This is a genomic window from Teichococcus aestuarii, from assembly GCF_003116135.1.
Lineage (GTDB): Bacteria > Pseudomonadota > Alphaproteobacteria > Acetobacterales > Acetobacteraceae > Pseudoroseomonas > Pseudoroseomonas aestuarii.
Genome location: NZ_PDOA01000022.1, coordinates 32,203 through 49,408 on the forward strand (window position 1 = coordinate 32,203; position 17,206 = coordinate 49,408).

17 protein-coding genes are annotated in these 17,206 nt (G+C 74.3%); 8 read left to right on the forward strand and 9 right to left on the reverse strand.

Annotation, left to right across the window (positions count from 1 at the left end; translation table 11 throughout):
* Positions 1-4 precede the first annotated feature (4 nt).
* Positions 5-1,222, forward strand: coding sequence for a CCA tRNA nucleotidyltransferase (locus CR165_RS20785; protein WP_109518857.1), 1,218 nt, complete (start codon positions 5-7; stop codon positions 1,220-1,222).
* Between the two features lie 48 nt (positions 1,223-1,270).
* Here CR165_RS20785 and CR165_RS20790 read toward each other — a convergent pair whose 3' ends face one another.
* Positions 1,271-1,924 (reverse strand): TIGR04282 family arsenosugar biosynthesis glycosyltransferase, encoded by a 654-nt coding sequence (locus tag CR165_RS20790; protein ID WP_109518858.1) that lies wholly within the window; start codon positions 1,922-1,924, stop codon positions 1,271-1,273.
* A gap of 174 nt (positions 1,925-2,098) precedes the next feature.
* Here CR165_RS20790 and CR165_RS20795 point away from each other — a divergent pair, with 174 nt between their 5' ends.
* The 5 genes from CR165_RS20795 to arfB all read left to right on the forward strand — a co-directional run bounded on the left by CR165_RS20795 (position 2,099) and on the right by arfB (position 7,911).
* Positions 2,099-3,247, forward strand: a complete 1,149-nt coding sequence (locus tag CR165_RS20795) for a PA0069 family radical SAM protein (RefSeq protein WP_109518859.1) — start codon at positions 2,099-2,101, stop codon at positions 3,245-3,247.
* Between the two features lie 114 nt (positions 3,248-3,361).
* Entirely contained in the window at positions 3,362-5,323 is a 1,962-nt protein-coding gene (locus CR165_RS20800) for a hypothetical protein (protein ID WP_109518860.1), read from the forward strand.
* Positions 5,324-5,333: 10 nt separating this feature from the next.
* Positions 5,334-6,275 (forward strand): DUF2272 domain-containing protein, encoded by a 942-nt coding sequence (locus CR165_RS20805; protein ID WP_181378268.1) that lies wholly within the window; start codon positions 5,334-5,336, stop codon positions 6,273-6,275.
* The gene (locus CR165_RS20810) at positions 6,272-7,390 is read left to right on the forward strand and encodes an NADH:flavin oxidoreductase/NADH oxidase (RefSeq protein ID WP_109518861.1); all 1,119 of its coding nucleotides are present in this window, start codon (positions 6,272-6,274) and stop codon (positions 7,388-7,390) included. Before CR165_RS20805 ends, CR165_RS20810 begins: the two co-directional genes overlap by 4 nt.
* 92 nt (positions 7,391-7,482) lie before the next feature.
* Positions 7,483-7,911, forward strand: coding sequence for an alternative ribosome rescue aminoacyl-tRNA hydrolase ArfB (gene arfB, locus CR165_RS20815; RefSeq protein ID WP_109518862.1), 429 nt, complete (start codon positions 7,483-7,485; stop codon positions 7,909-7,911).
* 192 nt (positions 7,912-8,103) lie between these two features.
* Here the strand turns inward: arfB and CR165_RS20820 are convergent, their stop codons facing one another.
* The 4 genes from CR165_RS20820 to CR165_RS20835 all read right to left on the reverse strand — a co-directional run bounded on the left by CR165_RS20820 (position 8,104) and on the right by CR165_RS20835 (position 10,679).
* Positions 8,104-8,286, reverse strand: coding sequence for a KGG domain-containing protein (locus CR165_RS20820; RefSeq protein WP_109518863.1), 183 nt, complete (start codon positions 8,284-8,286; stop codon positions 8,104-8,106).
* Between the two features lie 113 nt (positions 8,287-8,399).
* Positions 8,400-9,173, reverse strand: coding sequence for an ABC transporter ATP-binding protein (locus CR165_RS20825; RefSeq protein WP_109518864.1), 774 nt, complete (start codon positions 9,171-9,173; stop codon positions 8,400-8,402).
* Between the two features lie 6 nt (positions 9,174-9,179).
* Positions 9,180-10,013: an ABC transporter permease gene (locus CR165_RS20830; protein ID WP_109518865.1), complete on the reverse strand. Its 834-nt coding sequence runs from the start codon at positions 10,011-10,013 to the stop codon at positions 9,180-9,182.
* A gap of 78 nt (positions 10,014-10,091) precedes the next feature.
* Complete coding sequence (locus CR165_RS20835) at positions 10,092-10,679, reverse strand: outer membrane lipoprotein (RefSeq protein WP_245906642.1); 588 nt, start codon at positions 10,677-10,679, stop codon at positions 10,092-10,094.
* Positions 10,680-10,971: 292 nt separating this feature from the next.
* Here CR165_RS20835 and CR165_RS20840 point away from each other — a divergent pair, with 292 nt between their 5' ends.
* Positions 10,972-12,495: a lytic transglycosylase domain-containing protein gene (locus tag CR165_RS20840; protein ID WP_109518867.1), complete on the forward strand. Its 1,524-nt coding sequence runs from the start codon at positions 10,972-10,974 to the stop codon at positions 12,493-12,495.
* Positions 12,496-12,584: 89 nt separating this feature from the next.
* Here the strand turns inward: CR165_RS20840 and CR165_RS20845 are convergent, their stop codons facing one another.
* Positions 12,585-13,868, reverse strand: a complete 1,284-nt coding sequence (locus CR165_RS20845; protein WP_109518868.1) for a bifunctional folylpolyglutamate synthase/dihydrofolate synthase — start codon at positions 13,866-13,868, stop codon at positions 12,585-12,587.
* Positions 13,865-14,845 carry an acetyl-CoA carboxylase, carboxyltransferase subunit beta gene (accD, locus tag CR165_RS20850; RefSeq protein WP_109518869.1) on the reverse strand — a complete coding sequence of 327 codons (981 nt, stop codon included), beginning with the start codon at positions 14,843-14,845 and terminating at the stop codon, positions 13,865-13,867. Before accD ends, CR165_RS20845 begins: the two co-directional genes overlap by 4 nt.
* 159 nt (positions 14,846-15,004) lie before the next feature.
* On the opposite strand from accD, the gene CR165_RS20855 reads away from it, so the two are divergent.
* A complete protein-coding gene (locus CR165_RS20855; protein WP_109518870.1) occupies positions 15,005-15,352 on the forward strand; it encodes a DMT family protein in 348 nt (115 codons plus the stop codon).
* Between the two features lie 45 nt (positions 15,353-15,397).
* Here the strand turns inward: CR165_RS20855 and CR165_RS20860 are convergent, their stop codons facing one another.
* The gene (locus CR165_RS20860; RefSeq protein WP_109518871.1) at positions 15,398-16,348 is read right to left on the reverse strand and encodes a metal ABC transporter solute-binding protein, Zn/Mn family; all 951 of its coding nucleotides are present in this window, start codon (positions 16,346-16,348) and stop codon (positions 15,398-15,400) included.
* Positions 16,349-16,422: 74 nt separating this feature from the next.
* Positions 16,423-17,202, reverse strand: a complete 780-nt coding sequence (locus CR165_RS20865) for a hypothetical protein (RefSeq protein ID WP_109518872.1) — start codon at positions 17,200-17,202, stop codon at positions 16,423-16,425.
* Positions 17,203-17,206 lie beyond the last annotated feature (4 nt).

The following is a 17,206-nucleotide window of genomic DNA, read 5'->3' on the forward strand; positions in this document are numbered from 1 at the left end:
CGCCATGACCTCTCTCCCGACCGGCTTTCCGCCCGGCGACCCGCCGGCCGACCGCATCACCCCGCCCGGCTGGCTGCGCCAGGGCGCCCCCGCCGCCGTGCTGGCCGCGCTGCCGGGGGCGCGCGCCGTGGGCGGCGCGGTGCGCGACGCGCTGGCCGGCCGCGACGTGCACGATGTGGACGTGGCCGCGCCGCTGCCGCCCGAGGCGATCGCCGCCCGGCTGCGCGCGGCCGGGCTGAAGGTGTTCGAGACCGGCCTGCAGCACGGCACCGTCACCGCCGTGCTGGACCACCAGCCGGTGGAGGTGACCAGCCTGCGGCGGGACCTCGCCACCGATGGCCGCCACGCCACCGTGGCCTGGACCGAGGATTGGCGCGAGGACGCGGCGCGGCGGGACTTCACCATCAACGCCCTGTCGATGGATGCCGAAGGGGCGCTCTGGGACTATTTCGGCGGCCGGGCGGACCTCGACGCCGGCCGCGTGCGCTTCGTGGGCGACCCGGCGACGCGGCTGGCGGAGGACTATCTGCGCGTGCTGCGCTTCTTCCGCTTCCATGCCCGCTATGGCCGCGGCGCGCCGGATCCGGCGGCGTTGGCCGCCATCCGCGCCGCCGTGCCGGGGCTCGCCCGCCTCTCCGCCGAGCGGGTGTGGATGGAGCTGAAGCGCCTGCTGGAGGCGCCGGAGCCGGCAGGGGCGCTGGCGCTGATGCGCGAGGCGGGCGTGCTGGCCGCCGTGCTGCCCGAGGCGGAGGAGCTCGCGCCGCTGCAGCGCCTCGCCGCGCCGCCCGACCCGGTGCTGCGCCTGGCCGCGCTGCTGCCGCCCGGCGCGCCGCTCGACGCCCTGGCGCGCCGGCTGCGCTTCTCGGGCGAGGAGGCGAAGCGGCTGGGCGGCCTGTGCGGCGCGCCGCCGCCCGCCCCGGCGCTCGATGGCGCCGCGCTGCGCCGCTGGCTGGCGGAGCTGCCCGCCGGCGTGGCGGCGGAAGCCGCCTGGCTCGCCGAGGCGCGCGACGGGCAGGACCGCGCCGCGCTGCGCGCGCGCATCGCCGCCACGCCGCGCCCGGTGTTCCCTTTGCAGGGGCGGGACGCGCTGGCGCTGGGCCTGCCGCCCGGCCCGGCGGTGGGGCAGGCGCTGGCGGCGGTGCGCCGCTGGTGGCTGGAGGGCGGCTGCGCGGCCTCGGCCGCCGCCTGCCGCGAGGAATTGCGGCGGGCCGTGCGTCCCTGACCGGCGCGGCATGGGCACGGGATGCCGCGCCCGCCGCTCTGGCTGCCTTCAGCGTGGCTTCCGGCGCTTCGCCTTGCGGGTGCTGGCGGGCTTCACCGGCAGCACCGGCAGGCTGGCGAAGCCGCCGGGACGCGCGCGCAGGGCCTGCAGGTCTTCCGCCGTGTCCACGTCGCGCAGCGTGCGCAGCAGGGCGATGCGGCGGCCGGTGAAGTTGGCCAGGGTATCGGCCAGCGCGTGCTCGGTGGACCAGCGCACCCGCCCGAAGGGGCGGGGGGGCCGCCGCGCCGAGAGGCCGGCCAGCCAGTAGCCGCCATCCTCCGCCGGCCCGAACACCGCATCCGCCCGGCCGAGGGCGCGGAAGGCGGCGGCGATGTCGGCGGCGGTGACGCCGGGGATGTCGCTGCCCACCACCACCACCCGGCCGCGCCGGGGGCGGGTGGCGTTGTCCAGCCTCTCGCCCAGGCCGCCCCGGCCCTGCGGCACGGTGGCGGGGCCGCGCGGCCAGCGGGCGCGGGCGCCGTCCGGCGTGGTGGCGAGCAGGGTCCGCCAGCGCCTGTCGCGGCCGATGGCGCGGGCGACCGCCGCGAGCTGGCCGCGGTAGAAGCGCAGCGCCGCCATGGCGCCGATGCCCCGGGCCAGGCGGCGCTTCACCGCGCCCAGCCTCGGGGCCTGGGCAAAGATCAGGACGGTGTCTCTGTGCATGGGGCCTCGCGAGCTGGCGTGGCAGAGATAGAGGATTGTGCGGCTGTCGGAACAGCCCTCCCTGTGACCGAGTCGCGCCGGCGCCAGGGCGGGTGGGATGGTGTTCCTGCCATGTTCTTGACTTTCGCCGCGCGGCGGCGGCAGAGTCGGGCCGGAACGGAGGAAGAACCGACCATGCCGGAGGGCAGCATCCGCCCCGCCGCCTCCGCCCTGCTGGAGGGCACGCGCAAGGGCCGTGGCGCCACGGGAAACCCCCCCGTGCGCTTCGACCGCCTGGCCCTGGAAGCCTTCGACGATGGCTGGGAGACGCTGGCGGACAGCTTCGCCGCGCTGCCGCCGCTGCCGACGACACTGACGAAGGATTCCGCCCGCACCGTCATCGCCTGGAACAACTCGCCCGATGTCGGGTTCGACCGCGCGGTGAACCCCTACCGGGGCTGCGAGCATGGCTGCGTCTACTGCTACGCCCGGCCCAGCCACGCCTATCTCGGCCTCTCGCCGGGGCTGGATTTCGAGACGCGGCTGATCTTCAAGGCCGATGTGGCGGCGCTGCTGGAGAAGGAGCTGCGCAAGCCCGGCTACGTGCCGCGCCCCATTGCCCTCGGCTCCAACACCGACCCCTACCAGCCGGTGGAGCGGCAGCTGAAGCTGACCCGCGCCGTGCTGGAGGTGCTGGAGCGCTTCGGCCACCCGCTCACCATCGTCACCAAATCGGCCGGCGTGCTGCGGGACCTCGACATCCTGAAGCGGCTGGCGGAGCGGCGGCTGGTGCGGGTGTGCATCTCCGTCACCACGCTCGATGCCGGCCTCGCGCGCATCCTGGAGCCGCGCGCGGCGACGCCGGAGCGGCGCCTGGCCGCGCTGGGCGCGCTGGCCGCGGCCGGCATCCCCACCGCCGTGCTCGCCGCGCCGATGATTCCGGCGGTGAACGACATGGAGCTGGAGCGCATCCTGGAGCGCGCCAGCAGCCAGGGCGCCAGCCGCGCCGGCTATGTGCTGCTGCGCCTGCCGCTCGAGATCGCCGGGCTGTTCGAGGACTGGCTGCGCGCGCACATGCCCGACCGCGCCGAGCGCGTGCTCTCGCTGGTGCGGCAGACGCGCGGCGGGCGTGCCTACGATGCCGGCTTCGCCCAGCGCATGTCCGGCACCGGCCCCTATGCGGAGATGCTGGCGCACCGCTTCCGCGTCGCCGCGCGCCGGCTGGGGCTGGACCGCGCCGGCCCGCCCGGCCCCGGCCAGGAGAGCCTGGACTGCGCGCAATTCGCCGTGCCGCCGGCGGCGGGCGTGGCCTCCGGCGCGGCGCGCCAGCTCGCCCTGTTCTGAGCGCCCGCCGCGGGGGGAGAGAAGGCTGGGCGGTTGATCCGCCGCCCCGCGTGCGCCACCTTGCCTTCCGGCCTATCATGCCGCCACAGGACTGGAACGGAGCCGGAAGGACCGATGGCCGAATTGCTGCGCGAGCCCGAGCGTGACCGCCTCATTGCCTATCTGGAGCGGAAGCTGCTGCGCACCGTCATGCTGGACGGGCAGGCGGTGCCGGCCCTGCGCGAGACGCATCTGCCTTTCCCCACCTCCGAATGGTGCTGGGTGGCCGACAGCGCCGCGGCCGCCGAGATGCTGGCCCAGCCGCACCTGCACGCGCGCTGGGGCGGGCTGGCTGACGGGCTGACCGACTTCCTGCTCGGCATGGGCACGGGCCATCTGCTGTTCAGCCGCGTCGCCGGGCCGGAATGCGTCATCCAGAGCGCCGATCCGCGCCAGCTTGTCATCCTCACCCAGGGCTATGAGTTCCGCGGCGACCTCTCGCGCGGCCTGCTGACCCAGTCGGTCCGGGGCGGCGCCGCCCGGCGCGAGATGCACTACACCGGCCACCTCGTGGAGTTCCGCCTGGGCCGGCAGCAGCATTGCCTGGATGTCGAGGATACCATCGCCGCCTATGGGGTGGAGCCGCGGCCGGAGGGCGCGCTGCTGTTCCATGAGAGCGTGCTGAAGGTGCAGGCCGGGCTGCTGCGCAAGACGGAGCGCGTGGTGGCGCGGCTGCGCTACGAATACACCATCCAGGCCCGCGACCCGCGCCTGCTGCTGCGGGTGACGCTGCGCGCCGAGCCGGGCGTGACGCTGGAGAATGTGCGCCTGACCACCGCGCTCGACGAGCTGTCCGCCGAGGCGGAGCGGCCCTTCGGCCAGCTGTTCACCGAGCGGGACGGGCGCTTCCTGCCCCTGCCGGCGGCCGGCACGGAGCTGTTCACGCTGCACCAGGGGCCGACCCGCCTTTTCAGCCTCATCGAGGAAACCGCGCCGGGCGCCGCGAACGGCCTGCACATCGCGCCGCTGGCGCCGCAGGCGCTGCAAAGCATCAAGGCCCGGACGCAGAACGGCCGGCTGCACTGGGTGCTGACGCGCTACCTCTTCCCGCGCGTCGAAGGCGGCGCCGAGGCCAGCATCCAGGAAGCGCGGCTGCTGACGGCCGGCACGCTGGCGGCCGGGCTGCCCGCCTACCAGGCCATCCTGGACGAGCCCGCCATCCTGTCCGGCCGCGATGCCGGATTGAGCCCCGATGCCGGCACCGCCCTCAACGCGGTGGCCACGCAGATCTTCTTCGCCGCCCACAACGCCTATGCGGCGCCGCTGCCGGCGGAGCGCCAGGCGCAGATGCGCGTCTGGTACGACCGGCACGTGACGCAGTTCTTCGCCGGGCTGGGACCGGACGGCCAGGCCAGCCCGGGGCGCGTCTATCTGCGCTCCCTCGCCTTCGCCCTGCTCTCGCTCGACACCATGCTGCGCGCCACGGAGGAGCCGCGCTACGCGGAGCTTCTGGACCACGGGCTGACGCTGCTGGTGCGGCTGCAGCAGCCGGAGGAGACGGGCGGCGCCTTCGCCGATGCCGGCAAGACGGCCTATCTGGACTGCCACGCCGCCGCCATGCTGGCGCTGGCCCGGCTGCTGCCGCGCCGGCCGGAGCCGGTGCTGCAGGCGGCGCTGCGGCAGGCGCTGGCGGCGGTGCAGCTCGGCATCCTCAACGTGCCGCTGGAGAAGGGCTCGCACCGGCTGGAGACGCCCTTCGTGCGCCTGTACCGGGATGGCCGCTGGGAGGAGGATGGCGGCTTCTGGTCCTTCAAGCTGGGGCTGCTGATGCGGGCGCTGAACGCGCTGCGCCTGGCCGCGCAGGGCGGCTTCATCGTGCTGGAGCCGGCCGAGCAGGAGCGGGTGGCAGCCCTCACCGAGGCCTGCTTCGCCGGGTTGCGGGGCCGCGTGCGGGAACTGGGCGAGGCGCTGGAGGTGCTCACCAGCCCGCTGGCCGGCGAGGGCAACGCCGCCACCCAGCCCGCCGTGCTGATGGGGCTGATGGCGCCCGATGCCGCCATCCTGCGCTTTTCCCAGCCGGCCACGGCACTGGGCTGAGACGGCACGCATGGCCCTGAAGGACCGGGTGCCGAAGGGCTGGCGCCGCCATGCCGGCCTGGCGGCGCTGCTGCTGGCGCTGCTGCCCGCCGCCTGCGCCGCGCCCCCGCCGCCCGCCAGCGCTGGCCTGGCGCCGCCCCTGCCTTACCCGCCCTCGGCGCGCGAGCGGATGCTGCGCCTGGCCCTGGCGGAATGGGAGGAATGGGGCCGCATCGTCGTGGAACCGACGGCCGGCCCCGCCCTGCACGAGGACGCCCCCGGCGGCCTGCCCGGGCCGGAATCGGCGGCGGCCAGCTTCCCGCGCGTGCTGGCCTACTGGCGCGCCACGGAGGAGGGCGAGGCCGCCATCGCCCGCAACCGCGCCCGCTACGCCAACGCCCTGGCCGATCCCGGCGCGCCGGCCTCGCTGTGGTCGGAGCCGGCCTGGTCGGCCGCCTTCATCAGCTACGTGATGCGCGGCGCGGGGGTGGACCGGCGGGAATTCCCGCCCTCCGCCGCGCACGCCTTCTACATCGACGGCATGATGGCCGATGCGCGGGACTTCCCGGCCACCGCGCCCTTCCTGCCGCGGGACTGGACCGGCTACGCGCCGCAGCCGGGCGACCTGCTCTGCGCCGACCGCTCCCGCCGGCCGCTGGCGCACTGGCAGGCGCGCTGGGCCGAGATCGGCCAGTTCCGGCCGATGCATTGCGACATCGTGGTGGCCGCCGGCCCCGGCGTGGTGGAGGCGGTGGGCGGCAACGTGGCCGATGCCGTCACCCTCTCGCGCTTCCCGGCCGACGCGGCGGGGCGGCTGCTGCCGCGCGCCGCCGGCGGCCCCGCCTGGTTCGCCGTGTTCGAGAACCGCCTGGGCCGGCTGCCGCCCTGGCAGCCACAGATGCAGCCCATGGCTCAGCCACAGATGCAGCCCGGGGGGCCATTGCCGCCCGGAACCTGGAGGAACGCTTCATGACCGACCTGTTCGAGCCCCTGACGCTGCGGGGCGTGACGCTGCGCAACCGCATCGGCGTCTCCCCCATGTGCCAGTACAGCTGCGCGCCGGACGGGATGCCGACCGAGTGGCACCTGGCGCATCTGCACGCGCGGGCGATCGGCGGCGCCGGGCTGGTGATCGCGGAGGCCACCGGCGTCAGCCCCGAGGCGCGCATCACCCCCGCCGATCTGGGCCTGTGGAGCGACGCCCACATCCCCGGCCACGCCCGGCTCACCGCCGCCATCGCCGCCGCCGGTTCGGTGCCGGGCATCCAGATCGCGCATGCGGGGCGCAAGGCCAGCAGCAGCCCGCCCTGGGTGGGCGGCGTGGCCGGCGACGACCAGCATGGCTGGGAGCCGCTGGCGCCGAGCGCCGTGGCCTTCCCCGGCCTGCGGATGCCGCGCGCCATGACGGAAGCCGACATCGCCCAGGTGATCGCCGACTTCGCCGCCACGGCGCGCCGCTCGGTGGCGGCGGGCTACCGCTTCATCGAGATCCACGCGGCGCATGGCTACCTGCTGCACCAGTTCCTCTCGCCGCTCTCCAACCAGCGCAACGATGGCTGGGGCGGCGACTTCGCCGGGCGCACGCGGCTGACGCGCGAGGTGGTGGCCGCCGTGCGCGCCGCCATCCCGGAGGAGATGCCGCTGGCCATCCGCTTCTCCCACACCGACTGGACGGAGGGCGGCTGGACGACCGAGGAAACGGTGGAGCTGTCGCGCCAGGTGAAGGCGCAGGGGATCGACCTGATCGACGTCTCCTCCGGCGCGCTGGTGCCGGCGCAGATCCCGGTCGGCCCCGGCTACCAGGTGCCGGGCGCGGCGGCGGTGCGCGCCGGCGCGGAGATCCCGGTGGCGGCGGTCGGCATGATCACCGAGCCGCAGCAGGCGCAGGAGATCCTCGCCGAGGGCAAGGCCGACCTGATCCTGCTGGCGCGCGCCCTGCTGCGCGACCCCTACTGGCCGCTGCACGCCGCGGCGGCGCTGGGCCGCACCGAGGCGCTGCGCATCCCGCCGCAATACGACCGCGCCTGGGGCGCGCTCGGCAAGATGCCGATGGACAGCGCCATCGCCGAGCCGATGCCCGCCCTGTAAGGCGCCGCTCCCCCCGAACTCGCAGAAAAAAGAAGGGGGCCCCGGGGGAATTCATTCCCCCGGATTCTTTTCATCCCCCAAGGTCTGGCGCCATGCCCCGCATACCCATCACCGCCCGCCTGAGCATCGATGAATCCGAGCTGACGGAAAGCTTCGCGCGCGCCTCCGGCGCCGGCGGGCAGAACGTCAACAAGGTGGAGACGATGGTGCAGCTGCGCTTCGATGCGCGCAACTCGCCCAGCCTGCCGGAGCCGGTGCGGGAGCGGCTGATCCGCCTCGCCGGCCACCGGGCCACGGCGGCGGGGGAGGTGGTGATCACCGCGCAGCAGTTCCGCACCCAGGCGCGGAACCGGGAGGATGCTCTGGAGCGGCTGCTGGAGCTGATCCGCGAGGCGGCGGCGGCGCCGCCGCCGAAGCGGCGGCCGACGCGCCCGACCCTTGGCTCGAAGAAGCGCCGGCTGGAAGGCAAATCCCAGCGTGGCGTCACCAAGCGGCTGCGCGGCAAGCCGGCGGCCGACTAGAGCCTTTCCGTCCGCACTGGCTCACGGATAAGGCCCTGGCTCATTGTTTTCGCGGGAATCTTCACGCGATCAGGCAAAGCTGCCTGCCTGCCTGCGGCCTGCTCTGACCGGCCAGCCCGCCCAGCCATATTCCGCACGACAATGACGCCGAAGCGGCAGCCGGCCGGATGATACGATCCGGCCGGAGTCGCTTCAGTCGTTCTTGTGGCTGTTCTGGCCGCCCTTGCGGCCTGCCTCGGCCGCGCGCTCGTGGTCATTGGCGAAATTGTTGGGATCGTTCGCCTTGCCGCTGCCCACGGTTTCCTGCGACACGCCCTTCTTGCCCTCGGCCGAGCCGTGGCCGCCATGCTGGTCCTGAGACTTTCCTTGCGTCATCGGCTTGCTCCCTGTTCACCCGGGGGCAGGAGCGCCCGGCGGGTTTCCAGGAAAACGTCTCCCCCCGCCCCCGGTTGCGGCGCGGGAAGAGATGGAGCCGGCCGGGCTTTGCTCTAGGCCTGCTCCGCCGCCTGCGGCGTTTCCGCATGCGGCGCCTGCACCGCGCCCAGAACCTGCTCCACGGTGCCGTCGGCGACGATGCGGCCGGCTTCCAGCTTGATGACGCGGGTGCACCAGCGGCGCACCACGTTCATGTCATGGGTGGCGATCACCAGGATGTCGGCACCCGTCACCAGCCGGGCGAGCCGCTCCTCGGCCTTGGTCATGAAGTCGGCGTCGCCGGCCAGGAACCACTCGTCCATCAGCAGGATCTGCGGCGTGATGGCGGTGGCCATGGCGAAGGCCAGCCGCACCTGCATGCCGGCGGAGTAGCCGCGCGTCGGCACGTCGAGGAACTCGCCAAGGCCGGAGAAGGCGGCGGCGTCCTGCTCCAGGGCCGCGATCTCCGCCTCGCTCATGCCGCGGTAGAGGCCGCGCAGGCGGATGTTCTCGCGCCCCGTGCTGTCGGAATCCATGCCGGCGGCGGGGTCGATCAGCGAGCCGATCTCGCCCTCCACTACCAGCTCGCCGGCGACCGGCTCGTAGATGCCGGCGAGTGTCCGCAGCAGGGTGGTCTTGCCGGCGCCATTGGTGCCGACCAGCGCCACACGCTCTCCACGGCGGATCTCGAAGGTCAGGTCGTGCAGGGCGGAGACGACGACGCGGTTCGACTCGTCGGTCTTGACGCGGATGGCGGCCTTGGCCAGCAGGCGCTTCTTCAGGCTGCGCGCGGCCAGGTGATAGAGCGGGAAGGCGATGCTCAGCCCACGGGCGGAAATGCTGGCCATGGCTGCTCAGACCCAGAAGGCGACGCGGCTGCGGAAGCGGACGAAGAAGGCCATGGCGGTGCCGCCCAGCACGCCGGTGTAGAGCAGCGCGGCCAGCCAGGTGGTCAGCGAGCCGCCGCCCTCGACCAGCGGGCCGCGCACCATCTCCAGCATGGTGTAGAACGGGTTGAGGGGCAGCCACTTGGCGCTCTCCCCCAGCAGCTCCGGCTTCCAGATCACCGGCGTCATGAAGAAGGCGAGCTGCATGACATTGGCGACGATCGGGCCGATGTCGCGGAACCGGGCGCAGATCATGCCGAGGAGCAGCGAGACGGAGAGGGCGTTCACCGCCAGCACCGCGAGGCCCGGGATGATCAGCAGCGCCTCGGCGCCCGGCCAGTGGCCCATCAGCGCGAACACCACCAGGATCAGCGGCAGGCTGTGCGCCGCGTTCAGCGCGTTGCGGAAGACGCAGCGCAGCGCGTGGGTGGTCAGCGGCAGGCGCAGCTGGCGGATCACCCCCTCGGCATTGGAGAGGCAGGTGGTGGCCTCCGACACCATGGCCGAGAGGGCGTTCCAGGTGATCAGGCTGGCCGCCAGATGCGGCAGGTAGTTGGCGATATCGAGCCGGAAGAGCTGCGCGTAGAGCAGCCCCATGCCCGCCACCAGCGCGGCGGTGGAGAGCGTGACCCAGAACGGCCCGATGACCGAGCCGCGGTAGCGGTTGCGCAGGTCGAGCCGCGCCAGCGTCCAGGCCAGCCGCCAGGAGGCGAAGCCGGCCCTGAGGTCTGCCATGGCCCGGCCGGCGCGGTCCGGCTGGTTGGCGTCGATGCGATAGGTGGGAAGAACCGCTTGCTGCATGGCGGCCGCTCTATACACCCCAAATCTTCCGGGCCGCCAGCGGCCGGGGCGAAGGATCGCCCCGGCGTGTTGCGCGGATCAGTATTTCGGACCGCCATAGCTGGCGCCATGCGCCGGGGGGGTGCCATAGGGGACGGTGCCGTAGGAGGCGGGCGGCGGGGCATAGGCGCCAGGCGGCGGGCCACCGGCGGCGCGGCTGAGGCGGGTCCGGTCGCCGCGCGCGATCACGACACGGTCATTGACCCCCAGTCCCTCCTCGTTGGTCTGCACCACCGAGATGTCGCCGCCCTGGTCCTCGCGCACGAAGAACTCGACGGCCTGCCCATCGCTGACACCGCGGCCGATGGCGTTGCCGGCGAGGCCGCCGAGCACCGCGCCGCCCAGGCCGGCGAGCGCGTTGGAGCGCCAGTCGCCGCCGATGAAGCTGCCGGCGACACCGCCGGCCACGGCGCCCGCGGCGGTGCCGACGCCGGAGCTGTTGCCCTGCACCTGGACCGGCCGCATGCCGACGATGGTGCCATAGGAGACGGAGGCGGCGCGGCCGAGCGCGGCGCTGCTGTAGGTGGCGCCGGTCTGCTGCGGTGCGCAGGCGGCCACCGTGCCGCCGATCAACATCACGGCAAGCCCGGCGCGAAGGCTGCGAGAGAGGCGGGAGGGCGCAGGCATGCGTGAACCCTTTGTCCGAAGGCTGCGATTCCAGGGAGGACGGAAGCCCCGCCGGGCAATGCCCAGGGTTTCGCTCCCCTTTGCCTATGAATGGGGTGCCGGCGACGCGAACGCCAGGGGGGGCAGCCGCCCCCGCACACGAGGCTTGCGCTAATCTGCTGTATCCTTTAGCGCTTTGCGGGCAGATGTTCTGCTGAAACCTAAACCCGGGGCGGTTCCGGATTCGTCGGCGTGGGGGCGCAGGCGGTCCAGCACAGGAACCAGATCCACCGGGCCAGACGGAGAACAGGGGATGACTCCGTTCCAGTACGGTCGGATGGCGCCGGGGGGGCGCGTCCGCATGGTGGCCACCTTGTCGCTGGTGGGCCTTTTGGCCGCCTGCGGCAGCAGCCAGCAGACCAGGACCGTCAGTTCCGGCGCCGCCGCGCAGTCGGCCGCCTACCCGCAACCCAGCAGCTATGACGCGCCCGGCCCGTCCAGCGATCCATGGGGGCCGTATATCCGCGAGGCCTCCCGGCGCTTCGACGTGCCGGAGCGCTGGATCCGCGAGGTGATGCGGCAGGAGAGCGGCGGCCGCGTCGGCGCCCGCAGCCCGGTGGGCGCGATGGGGCTGATGCAGGTGATGCCCGGCACCTATGCCGAGCTGCGCGGCCGCTACGGGCTGGGGGACGACCCCTACCACCCGTGGAACAGCATCATGGCCGGCACCGCCTATGTGCGCGAGATGTACGAGCTGTATGGCAGCCCGGCCTTCCTCGCCGCCTACAATGCCGGCCCGCGCCGCCTGGAGGACTACCTCTGGAACGGCCGCGGCCTGCCGGCCGAGACGCGCAACTACGTCGCCCGCATCGGCCCGCGAATCGTCGACGCGCATCCGGGCCGCCGCGCGGCGCCGGAGGTCTATGCGGCGGCGGAGATCCCGCTGAGCATCCCGGCCGGACCGCGCCGCGGCGACACCGCCACCATGCTGGCGCTGCGCGAGCAGCGCAACGCGGTGGACCCGGGCATCCGCGTGGCGAGCCTGCCGCCGGGCCCGGTGGTGCGCATGGACCCGATCCCGGACGGCTCCACCTACAGCACCGAATCGGTGCAGGTGGCCAGCCTCGATCCGTCGATCGGCACCTCGCTGGGTGGTGGCTCCGTGGTGCGCATGGACCCGATCCCGGACGGCTCCACCTACGCCGCCGCCCCGGCCGCCGGCCCTGTGGTGCGCATGGAGCCGATTCCGGACGGCTCCACCTATACCGCCGCGCCGCCCGCCAGCCCGCCGCTCGAGCTGGCCATGGCGCCGCCGCCCGCGCCTCCGGCGCTGCGGCCCAGCCCCGCGCCCGTGCCCAGCCTGCTGGCCTCGGCCTCGGCCAGCCCCGCCGCCGAGCGGGCGCCGCCGCGCACCACGGCGCGGATCGCCAGCGCCTTCGCCGAGGCGCCGCGGCCCGCGCCGTCGCCCAGCCTGGCGCGCAGCGGCGGCTTCAGCCTGATCGGCTCGGCGCACGCCGCCACGGTGGCGCCGCCGGCCCAGGTGCTGCGCGCGCCCTCCGCCAGCCAGCCGGCGGCGATGCCGAGCCAGGCCGGCGCCTGGGGCGTGCAGGTGGGCGCCTTCGCCAGCGCCAACCTCGCCCGCGCCGCGGCCGAGGCGGCGCGCGGCCGGCTCGGCGCTTCCGGCGCCCGCTCGCGGGTCGAGCCGGTGGCGCAGGGCGGCAACACGCTCTACCGCGCCCGCGTCATCGGCCTCTCGCGCGACAATGCGCAGTCGGCCTGCGACAAGCTGCGCAGCCAGGGCGCCTGCATCATCGTCTCGCCGGACGCGCAGGGCTGAGGCCGGCCGCCTGAGAAAAAAAAGCCCGGGGACGCGTCCCCGGGCTTTTTTTGTGCCGCCTCTCCGGGCCGGCCCGCCGGCCGCGCCTCTCAGGTGATGGCGGTGTGGTCCGCCTTCAGCACCTCGCCCGCCAGGTAGAGGCTGCCGCAGATCAGTACGCGCGCGGGTGGCCCGCCGGCCTCCGCCAGGGCGCGCAGCGCATCGGCCACATGCGGGCCGGGGCGGGCGCGGCCGCCGCTGGCCGCCACGATCTCCTCCACCGGCATGGCCAGGTGCTGGCCCGGCTCGGCCACGGCCCAGAGGCTCTCGGCCAGGGGCAGCAGGGGCGAGAGGAAGTCGCCCGAGGCCTTGCCCTGCTTCATGCCCACCACGAGGTGGCGCGGGCGGTCCTCCCACAGCGGCAGGTGGGCGGCCAGCGCCGCGCCGGCGCCGGCATTGTGGCCGCCATCCAGCCACAGCTCCCAGCCCTCGGGCAGCAGCGCGGCGAGGTCGCCATGCAGCCGTTGCAGCCGGGCGGGCCAGGTGGCGGTGGTGAGGCCGGCGGCGATCGCCGCCTCGGTCAGCCAGGGCGGGTTCCAGCCGCGCAGCGCGGCGATGGCGATGCCGGCATTGTCCGCCTGGTGCGGCCCCGGCAGGGCCGGGCGCGGCAGGTTCAGCGAGCCGCCGCCATCGGTGTAGCGCAGCCCCGACTCGGTCCAGCCCACCGACCAGCCCTGGTTGCGCACCGCCAGCGGCGCCCCCAGCGCGGCGGCCTCGGCCTCCAGCACCGCCAGCGCCGCGGGCGCCTGCAGGCCGGTGGCGGCGGGCACGCCGGGCTTCAGGATGCCGGCCTTCTCGCCGGCGATGCCGGCCAGCGAATCGCCCAGGAAGTCCATGTGGTCCATGGAGATGCTGGTGATGGCGCAGGCCGCCGGGCGCTCGACCACGTTGGTGGCGTCGTAGCGGCCGCCGAGGCCCACCTCCAGCACCAGCAGGTCGGCCGGCGTGCGGCTGAACAGCAGCAGCGCCACCGCCGTCGTCACCTCGAAGACGGTGATGGGCTCGCCCGCGTTCACCGCCTCCACCTCCTCCAGCGCGGCGGCCAGCGCGGCTTCCGAGACCAGCGTGCCGGCCAGCCGGATGCGCTCGTGGAAGCGCACCAGGTGCGGCGAGGAATAGACATGCACGCGCTGCCCCGCCGCCTCGGCGATGGCGCGCAGGAAGGCGCAGGTGGAGCCCTTGCCGTTGGTGCCGGCCACATGCACCACCGGCGGCAGGTGGCGCTCCGGGTGGCCGAGCGCCGCCAGCAGCCGCTGCAGCCGCCCGAGGCTGAGGTCGATCAGCTTCGGGTGCAGCGCGTGCAGCCGGTCGATGATGGCTTCCGAGCGGCTCACGCGGCGGGGGCCGGCTTCGCCGGGGCAGTGGCCGGGGGAGCGGAGGCCGGGGCCGGGGTCGGGGCAGGAGCCGGCTCCGGCGCCGCCTCGGCCTCGGCCGGCGCGGCGGCCGCGGCGGGGGCGGTCTCCAGCAGCGGCTCGCGCAGCAGGCTGATGAGGCGCGCCAGCGTCTCGCGCATCGCGCCGCGCTTCACCACCATGTCCAGGATGCCGTGCTCCAGCAGGTACTCGGCGCGCTGGAAGCCCTCGGGCAGCTTCTCGCGCACCGTCTGCTCGATGACGCGGGCGCCGGCGAAGCCGATCATGGCGCCCGGCTCGGCGATCTGGATGTCGCCCAGCATGGCGAAGGAGGCGGTGACGCCGCCCGTCGTCGGGTCGCACAGCACGACGATGAAGGGCAGCCCGGCCTCCTTCACCATCTGCGCGGCGATGACGGTGCGCGGCATCTGCATCAGGCTCAGCGCGCCCTCCTGCATGCGCGCGCCCCCCGAGGCGGTGAACACGATCAGCGGCGCGTCCTGCAGCACGGCCAGCTTGGCGGCGGTGACGATGGCCTCGCCGACGCCCGGGCTCATCGAGCCGCCCATGAAGCCGAACTCGAAGGCGGCGATGACGGCGCGGCGGCCCTCGATGGCGCCATGCGCGACCACCACCGCGTCATCCATGGCGGACTTGGCCTGCGCTTCCTTCAGCCGGTCGGCGTATTTCCGCTGGTCGCGGAAGCGCAGCGGGTCGGCGGGCGATTTCGGCAGCTCGATGCGCTGGAAGCCGGGATCGAGCGTGTATTCCGCCCGCCTCAGCGCCGGGATGCGCATGTGGTGGCCGCAATGCGTGCAGACATGCAGCGACCGCTCGAGGTCCCGGTGGAAGATCATCTGCTCGCAGGCCGGGCATTTGTGCCAGAGGTTGTCCGGCACCTCCTTGCGGCCGAGCCATGTCTGGATCTTCGGCAGCGCCCATTCGCTGATCCAGTTCATGCGGACCCTCTCTGGCTTGACGTTCTGGCGGAAGCGGGGGTGGTAGGCCCGGGCAGGCCCGGAAGGCAAGGGGTATGGGACCGGCAGGGCCGTGGGCTGTCGGGCGGCCGGCCGGCGCCCTAGGATGCCGCCTCTTCCGAACCGCCGATGGCACCCCGCATGACCACCGCCCTGCTCTGGCCGCCCCTGCTCCTGGTCGGCTCCAACATCCTCATGACCTGGGCCTGGTACGGCCATCTGAAGCAGCCCTCCTGGCCGCTTTGGCTGGCGGTGCTGGTCAGCTGGGGCATCGCCTTCTTCGAGTACTGCCTGGCGGTGCCGGCCAATCGGATCGGCTACGGCGCCTACACCGGGCAGCAGCTCAAGGTGATGCAGGAGGTGATCACGCTGATGGTGTTCGGCGTGTTCTCGGTGATGGTGCTGGGCGAGCCGCTGCGCTGGACCTACATCGCCGCCATGCTCTGCCTGGTGGCGGCGGTGGTGTTCATCTTCCTGCCCGTGGAGTGAGGTGGGGCAGGCGAGGGGAGGTGCCGGCCTCCCCATCCGCCCTTCTCAGCCCGCGCCACCCAGCATCGCCGGCACCAGCAGCCCGACATTGTGCCGGAACATCGCCTCGTAGCTCGGCGCCGGCCCGCCCGGCGGGGAGAGCGCGTCGGCGTAGAGCCGGCCCTGCACCGTGATGCCGGCCTCGGCGGCCAGGCGCCGCAGCGTCGCCGGGTTGGCCATGTTCTCCAGGAAGACGGCGGTGATGTTCTCCGCCTTCAGGGTGCGGATCAGCCGCGCCACCTGGGCGGCGGAGGGTTCGGCATCGGTGCTGACGCCCTGCGGCGCCAGGAAGCGCACCCCATAGGCCTCGGCGAAGTAGCCGAAGGCGTCGTGGCTGGTCACCACCCGGCGCCGCGCCTCCGGCACACGGCCGATCTCCTCCCGCACCCAGGCATCCAGCGCCGCCAGCCGCGCCTGATAGGCCTCGCCGCGGGCACGGTGGAGATCGGCCCGCGCCGGGTCCGCCGCCGCCAGCGCGGCGGCGATGACGCCGGCATAGTGCCGGCCATGGCGCAGATCCTGCCAGGCGTGCGGGTCGGCCGCCGCCTGCCCGCCATGGCCATGGCCATGGCTGTGCCCGTGGCCATGCCCGCCCTCCAGCCTGCGCGGGGTCAGACCCTCCGTGGCGGTGGCCACCGGCCCGGCATAGCCGGCCGATCGGGCCAGCCGGTCCACCCAGGCATCGAAGCCGAGGCCGTTGCGCACCAGCAGCCCGGCGCCGCGCAGCGCCTGCGCGTCCGAGGGGCGTGGCTGGAAGCTGTGCGCGTCCACATCCGGCCCGGCGATGACATGCGCCGCCACCGCATCGCCGCCGATCTGCCGCACCATGTCTCCCAGGATGGAGAAGGAGGCGACGACCGGCAGGGGGGCGGCACCCTGCGCCGTGGCGGGGCGGGCGAGCCGGGGGGCGACCCAGGGCGCGGCGAGGGAGAGGGCGAGCAGGGCGCGGCGCTGCATGGGAAGACCTCTGCGCTATGTTATAAAGTTCCAATGCCGCGAAGCGGCGCGGGATGCAAGCCTCCCGCCCTTTCTCAGCCCTTGCCGAACAGCCGGCGCAGCCGTGCCCAAAGCCCTTCCGCCGGCGCGGCGCGGCCCACCTTCTGGTGCGCCACATGCGGGCGGCGGGCGGGCGGCGGCAGGGCGCTGGCCATGGTGTGCCGCCCGGCGTCGCGCGCCGCGATCAGCCGGCGCTCCAGCGCCACCACCTGCGCCACCGCCTCGGGCGTCTGGGCGGCGGCCAGCGCCTCGGCGGCGGCGGCGGCATCCCCCCACGCCTCGGAGCGGCGCAGCGCGTCGATCACCCGCACCGACTGCTCGGCATCCAGCGCCGGGCCGCCGCGCCACAGCGCCACCGCCTCCTGTCGCCAGCTCGCGGCCAGTTCGGGGCGGTTCATGTCGTCGGCCACCCAGGCGGCGTGCAGCGTGGCCTCGGCGGCGGCGTGCAGCGCGCCCGTCTCCTCCAGCACATGCGCCCAGGCCAGGAAGCGGCGGGCCAGCGGCGGATGGCTGGTGTCGGCGATCAGCGCGCGGAACGGCGCCGCCGCCACCGCGTCGGCCGCCGCCGGGTGGGCGCGGCCGATATCGGGCGCGGCATAGGCGCAGTGTGGGCATTGCTGCAGCCAGCGGCCCATGGTGCCGCGCAGCGGCTCCCCCGGGCGCAGGTCCAGGTCCGGCGCCTGCTCGGGCGGCGCGGGGCGGAAGGGCGGTTGCCGGCTTTCGCCGCCGCAGATGGCGCAGCGGAGCCCGCCCGGTGCGCCGCCGGTCTTGGAGCCGGCCGAAGGTGAGCCGGCCGAGGGTGAGGAAGTCGCCATCTCC